We start from the raw sequence: 6,217 nt of genomic DNA, 5'->3' as shown, positions 1-6,217 counted from the left end.
ATGGCGACATCCGGCGAGGAGATTTTGATCGCCAGATTGCCGACGGTGCTGGTCACCACTTCGCGTTCCGCCTGCTCTGAAATCACCGTGCGATGCGACAGACGCCGCCACAGGCTGGCGATGGTGAGATTGCTCGCCACTGATGAAATGGGAAAAATGCCCGAGCGTTTGCGATCTTCCGGCACCAGACTCATGCCCATGCGGATACGTTCTGCGGTGGGCAGACGCGTCGGCAGCGGTTTGCTGTCGAGCCACAACTTGCCGAGATAGTTACGCTGCGTACCGAGCAAACACTCAAACAACTCGGTGCGCCCAGCGCCCATCAACCCGTAAATGCCGACGATTTCCCCGGAACGCACCTGAAAACTGACATCATCCACCAGCGTGTTGCCGTTCGGGCTTACGCAGGTGATGTGTTCGGCTTCCAGCACCGGTGCACCGAACTGGCGATCCGGCGGCAGGAAGGTGCCCACCGGTTCGCTGCCCAGCATCTCGCGTACGATCCACGGCACGTCGATATCGCTGATCTGCGCTTCGGCCTGAAAACGCCCGTCGCGCAGAATGGTGATCACATCGCCAATCGCCATCAGCTCTTCGAGCCGATGCGAGATATAGATGATGGAAACGCCTTGCCGCGTCAGCTCGCGGATCACCCGAAACAGGATCTCCACTTCGGTTTTGCTCAGCGCCGAGGTCGGTTCATCAAGGATCAGAATGTCGGCGTCCTCAGCCAGCGCTTTGGCGATCTCCACCAGCTGCTGCTGGCCGACCTTCAGGCTGCCAACCTTCTCATCTGGTGAAATCGGCTGATCGAGGCGCTGCATCAAGGCGGCGGTGCGGCGTTTTTGCTCGGCTTCATTGATGGGCCGAATGCCGCTCTGAATTTCGCGACCGAGGAAAATGTTCTCCGCCACGCTGAGGTTTTCAAACAGGTTGAGTTCCTGATGCACCATGCCAATGCCGTGGCGCGCGGCGTCTCGCGTGCTGTGAAACGCCACTTTGCTGCCGTTGAGGAACATCTCACCGCTGGTCGGCTGCTGCACGCCGGCGAGAATCTTCATCAGCGTCGATTTTCCCGCTCCATTTTCGCCGATGATGACGTTGACTTTGCCGCGCCACACGCGGTAATCCACACGATCCAGCGCTAAGGTGCCGGGGAACAGCATCGACATCTGATTGGCTTGCAGAATGATCTCGTCGCTCATTATGGATTCCCCTGCTGCAGCTGCACCGCCACCACATCATCGACTGTGCCCGCGCCCATGCTGACGGCCAGCAGCGCCTGCGCCGGTTTGCCCACCCAGCTGGCATCCACCGCTGGCAGCTGTTTCACCGCATGGCGATTCAGTGCTTTGGTGAGCTGTGCGTACTGCACCTGATTGGTGAACTCTTCGAAGCGGAAACCGGCCGCATCACGTATGGCGTTGCCGCGCAGCACCGGGCCAATCAACACTTTCACCGGCTTGCCGTTGATGGTCATGGTGAGGCTGCGTTCCCGATCGTTGCTGTTGTCAAACGCCGTCACCGTGCCCGCAGCGCGCACAAACACGCTTTCGCTGCCGCCGGCTTTGACGGTATGGCTTTTGGTTTCCATATCCGCCCAGCTCAGCGCCTGCTTCTCAGCGGGCTGCTGCACGCGGCTGGCCCAGCTTGACTCCGCAATCTGCTGCGGCGTTTGATCGCTGTAGCCCGGCTTGGCGTTGGGATCTTTCGGCATGATGGGTTTGCCGTCGGCATCCAGATCCACCACGGTGCAGGCGGCTAACATCAGCGTCAGCAGCGCCACCAGCATGCCGCTCAGCGCTTTCCCCTTCATGCCGACCTCCATGTTATTGCGCCAGCTTGAAGGTTTTCAGCTTCGAGGCGTTGCTGTCGTCAATCAGCACGCAATCCATCAGCTGCTTCTCCTCTTTCTGCGCTTTGCCATTCTTCAGGTAGTAATCCACCTGCTCAACGGCCATCTGCGCCTGATCCCAGCCTGGCTGCAGTACGGTGGCTTTGATGTTGCCTTTATTAAGGATGGAGTCGCGGGTGTAATCGCTGCCGTCGAAGCCGACCACAATCACATTGGTTTTGCCCGCCGCTTTCAGCGCCGCTTCCGCACCAAGCGCCATGGTGTCGTTACCGGAGATCACGCCAACGATATTCGGGTTCTTCTGCAGGATGGTTTCCATGCGGCTGAAGGCTTCGGTCTGGCTCCAGTTGGCACTCTGCTGCGCCACCATTTTTAGATCGGGATAATCATCCAGCACGTCGTGATAGCCCTGCGAACGCACGCCCGCATTGGTATCCGACTCTTTGCCCAGCAGCTCGACGTAATCCCCTTTGCCGTTCAGCAGTTTGGCGAACTTCTCAGCACCGAGCTGTGCGCCCTGGTAGTTGTTGGAGACGATTTGCGCCACGGCGATGCCGGTTTTGTTGATTTCACGGTCAATCAGGAAGGTAGGAATGCCGGCATCTTTGGCTTTTTGCACCGGGCCAACCGTGGCATCCGCACCGGCGTTATCGAGGATGATGGCTTTGGCTTTGCGCGCGATGGCGGTTTCAATCAGCTGGTTTTGCTTATTCACGTCATCATCGTGTGAGGCCACCAGCGTGGTGTAACCGAGGGCTTTGGCTTTCTCCTGCGCGCCGTCGGCTTCGGCCTTAAAGAACGGGTTGTCATGTGATGGCGTAATAATAGCCAGCAACCCCTTATCCGCCGCCAGCGACGCCGCCGAGATCATCATGATTGAAGCAAGTAGAGAGACTTTGAGGACAGAGGCTTTCATTTGTTATCTCCGATTGAATATATATTCAATTGCGATTTTATATGCATAATGACTATGCGCTGGCTTTCTGAGCACGTCCATTGCCTGATCCTCAAAAAGCGAAAACGATCACAAAATGTTCTGCGTTGTTATTTATGACAGGCTGATTAACAATACCAGGCAGGTTAAGAGAGAGAAAAAACCATGGCAAAACAGGATGAACAGCGGCTGATGGTGAAAATCGCCACGCTTTATTATGTGGAAGGCAGGAAGCAGTCCGACATTGCGCAGCTGCTGAAGCTGTCGCAATCCTTTGTGTCGCGCATCCTCAATCGCAGCGTGAAAGAAGGTGTGGTGAAGATCAGCGTGGTGCCGCCGGCCAATGTGTTCCCTGAGCTGGAAAAAGCCATTGAGCAGCTTTATCAATTGCCGCAGGTGATTGTGGTAGATGTGCCGGATCAGGCGTCGGCGTTGCAGATCAAACAGGCAATCGGTTCCGCTGCCGCGCACTATCTGGAAACGCGGGTGCGCGCCGATGAGCTGATTGGCATTTCATCATGGAGCGGCACCATTCGCGCGATGGTGGATGCGCTGCATCCGCTCAGCGCACCGTGCAAAGGCGTGATTCAGCTGCTGGGCGGCGTGGGCGCCAACGGCAACGTGCAGGCCACGATCCTGACGCAGAATCTGGCAGCGCTGCTGGATTGTCCGGCGTGGTTGCTGCCGTCGCAGTCGATCGAGCATTCGGTGCAGGATCGCCAGCGTTTGTCGGTTAATCCCGATGTTGCGGTGGTACTGGAAAAGTTTGATCAGGTGGATCTGGCGATTGTCGGCATTGGCGATCTCGAGCCTTCCGCCCTGCTACGCAACTCCGGCAACTATTACGACGGTGAGATGCTGCAAACGCTGGCCGAACGCGGCGCGGTGGGCGATATCTGCCTGCACTATTTTGACGCCGATGGTCAGCCGGTGCTGAGTGCTGAGGAAGATCCGGTGATTGGCATGGAGTTGGCGCAGGTGAAACGCTGTCCGCAGGTGGTAGCGTTAGCGGGCGGCAAAGAGAAAGCGCAGGCGATTCGCGGGGCGTTGCGCGGCGGTTATGTGCAGGTGCTGATTGTGGATTATCCGACGGCGAGATTGTTGGTGGAGGGTTAGTTTGGTGCGGTTATTGGCAAGGTCGCCATGAATGGCGACCCTACATTCAACCGATGGTGCGGTAGGCTGTGGTGACTTTCCACAGATAACGCGGGGCCTGCGCCGCCGGATGCTTGTTCTGTACGTGCTGGTAAAACTCGTCCGGCGTCATGGAATTAATCATCGCAATCGCACGGTCGCGGTCACGCGAGAAGGTCCGCAGCAAGGCACCTGCGCCGTTCGCGTAGGAGACAATGGTGGCGTAACGCAGCGTCAGCGGATCGCGAATCCCGGCTAATGCGGAGTCCTGCAAAATTTTCAGGTAGGCGGCGCCGATATCAATGTTCTTCGCCGGATCGCGCAGCTCGGAAGAGGATGGCTGACCATGACGGCCTTGGGTGCGATAAACTTCGCGGCCTGCAGTTGAGGCCTTAATTTGCATCAGACCAACCGCATTGGAACGGCTCACCACGGTGGGATTGCCTCCGGATTCGACACTAATAATGGCGCTGATTAACTTCTCATCAACGCCATAATGACTGGCGGCATCTTCGGTAAACATTGACCATGCATCATTCACTTTCGACGGCGGCGCCTGAGTTAACGGCGTATTCTTCTCGGGCAGTGCCGGTTTTTCCGGCTCGCTTGAACAGCCAGCAAGCAGCAGCGCAGAAAGCATAAGTAGGCGAATTTTCACTGATTTTTGGTTCCGCAATAGGGTTGGCGCAAGCTATCATACCTGGCGCAGCGCGATGCAAAATTACCGTTTATCCTAAATCGGTAAAAAACCTTATGCTACCGTGACTTCGATAACGCATTTCGTCATCATCGGCAGGCCACTCTACAGCAGGATGGAAGTTATGGTTACTCCCCGCACGCTACGTCTTATCGCCCCTTCCGGTTATTGCCACAATCAGGACGCCGCCCAACGCGCGGTGCATCGTTTACAGGCCGCAGGCCATCATCTTGAGAATCTCTCCGCCATCACCCGCCGCTATCAACGCTTTGCTGGCGATGATGCGCAGCGGCTGAATGATATCAATGCGTTGGCCACGCTGGAGGCGCTGCCTGATATCGTGCTGGCGGTGCGTGGCGGTTATGGCGCTTCACGCTTGCTGGATAAGATCGATTACGTGGGTCTTCAGCGTCGATTGCTCAATCAACCAGTGGCGCTGTGCGGCCACAGCGATTTCACCGCGCTGCAGCTGGCGTTACTGGCGCAAATCGGCCTGATTACCTTCAGCGGCCCGATGCTGGCCGGTAACTTTGGTGCAGAGGCATTATCTGATTTTACCGAGTCGCACTTTTGGCAAGCGCTAACATCACCTACAGTCAATCTAAGCTGGCCGAGCACAAGCCCGGATCATGGCCGCTGGCAAGGCACCTTGTGGGGCGGCAATTTAGCGATGATTTGCTCACTGATCGGTACGCCATGGATGCCGCAAATCGAAGGCGGGATTCTGGTGATCGAAGATGTGAACGAACATCCGTTCCGCATCGAGCGCATGCTGATTCAGCTGCAGCAGAGTGGAATTTTGTCGCGCCAGCAAGCGATTATTACCGGCAGCTTCACCAGCACTTCGCTGTCGGCGTATGACAATGGTTTTGATTTTGCCACCGTTTGGCAGCGCATCCGTGACGAGTTTCAGATTCCGGTGATCAGCGATCTGGCTTTTGGACACGATGCCGATACCGTGACGCTGCCGCTGGGCGCCAGCGCCACGTTGCAGATTGAGAATGGAGAAGCACAGTTCGCCTTCACCGGCCACCCGACATTGCGCTAACGTTTTGCCGCAGGAGACCGACAATGAAGCCACTGTACGACGATTTGTGGATCTCCACGCCAGAATTTCCCGCCGAAGAGACGGCGAGTGATCTAATGATGCATGGCTTTATGCTGTGCCACCCACGCGGCAATTTATTGATTGGTCGCGTGGAGCATCCGCTCGACCATGAGTTCCTCAACGATGCCGGCGGCGTGATTCGTCACTATTTGACCCACTGGCATGAAGCCGCGCCGGGCGCGCTCGCCATTCAGCAGCGCTTTAATAGTGCGCTCTATTGTCACAGTCGTTCGCTAGGTCCGGTCAGTTTGGTGATTGAGCCTGACGAAACCTTTACCCAACAAGAGACACACTTCGGCGATTTTCACCTGTTGCCGACACCCGGACATACGCCTGGCAGCAGTAGCTATCTCTATCACTCGCCGCTTGGGCAGACTTATCTGTTTGTCGGCGATACGCTGACCCGCGACTACAATCGCTGGATCAGCGTGCTGATGCCAGACAGTAATCCCACCGAACTGCAGCAGTCGCTGGAGCTTTATCGCTCTT

General features: G+C 56.8%; 7 protein-coding genes. 3 read left to right on the top strand and 4 right to left on the bottom strand.

Translation table 11 applies throughout. The annotated features are described in order from the left end of the window. The 3 genes from RTY00_RS18220 to RTY00_RS18210 all read right to left on the bottom strand — a co-directional run. The coding region (locus tag RTY00_RS18220) for a sugar ABC transporter ATP-binding protein (protein WP_312665369.1) at positions 1-1,205 on the bottom strand (1,205 nt) is incomplete at its 3' end. Continuing rightward, complete coding sequence (locus tag RTY00_RS18215) at positions 1,205-1,816, bottom strand: DUF2291 family protein (protein WP_312665368.1); 612 nt, start codon at positions 1,814-1,816, stop codon at positions 1,205-1,207. The genes RTY00_RS18215 and RTY00_RS18220, both read right to left, overlap by 1 nt. Positions 1,817-1,829: 13 nt before the next feature. Then, complete coding sequence (locus RTY00_RS18210; protein ID WP_008108193.1) at positions 1,830-2,771, bottom strand: D-ribose ABC transporter substrate-binding protein; 942 nt, start codon at positions 2,769-2,771, stop codon at positions 1,830-1,832. Between the two features lie 183 nt (positions 2,772-2,954). Here RTY00_RS18210 and RTY00_RS18205 point away from each other — a divergent pair, with 183 nt between their 5' ends. After that, a complete protein-coding gene (locus RTY00_RS18205; protein WP_061716794.1) occupies positions 2,955-3,905 on the top strand; it encodes a sugar-binding transcriptional regulator in 951 nt (316 codons plus the stop codon). A 46-nt stretch (positions 3,906-3,951) separates the two neighbouring features. Here RTY00_RS18205 and emtA read toward each other — a convergent pair whose 3' ends face one another. Further along, positions 3,952-4,581, bottom strand: a complete 630-nt coding sequence (emtA, locus tag RTY00_RS18200; protein WP_072093393.1) for a membrane-bound lytic murein transglycosylase EmtA — start codon at positions 4,579-4,581, stop codon at positions 3,952-3,954. 163 nt (positions 4,582-4,744) lie between these two features. Between emtA and ldcA the strand changes: the two genes are divergently transcribed. Continuing rightward, a complete protein-coding gene (gene ldcA / locus RTY00_RS18195) occupies positions 4,745-5,668 on the top strand; it encodes a muramoyltetrapeptide carboxypeptidase (RefSeq protein WP_312665367.1) in 924 nt (307 codons plus the stop codon). A gap of 23 nt (positions 5,669-5,691) precedes the next feature. Beyond that, positions 5,692-6,217 (top strand): MBL fold metallo-hydrolase (locus RTY00_RS18190; RefSeq protein WP_312665365.1); only part of this gene is annotated, 526 nt, incomplete at its 3' end.

The sequence above is a fragment of the Pantoea sp. CTOTU49201 genome (assembly GCF_032054795.1).
Lineage (GTDB): Bacteria > Pseudomonadota > Gammaproteobacteria > Enterobacterales > Enterobacteriaceae > Pantoea > Pantoea symbiotica.
Note: the sequence above shows the minus strand (reverse complement) of the source record. Positions and strands in the feature narration are given on the sequence as shown.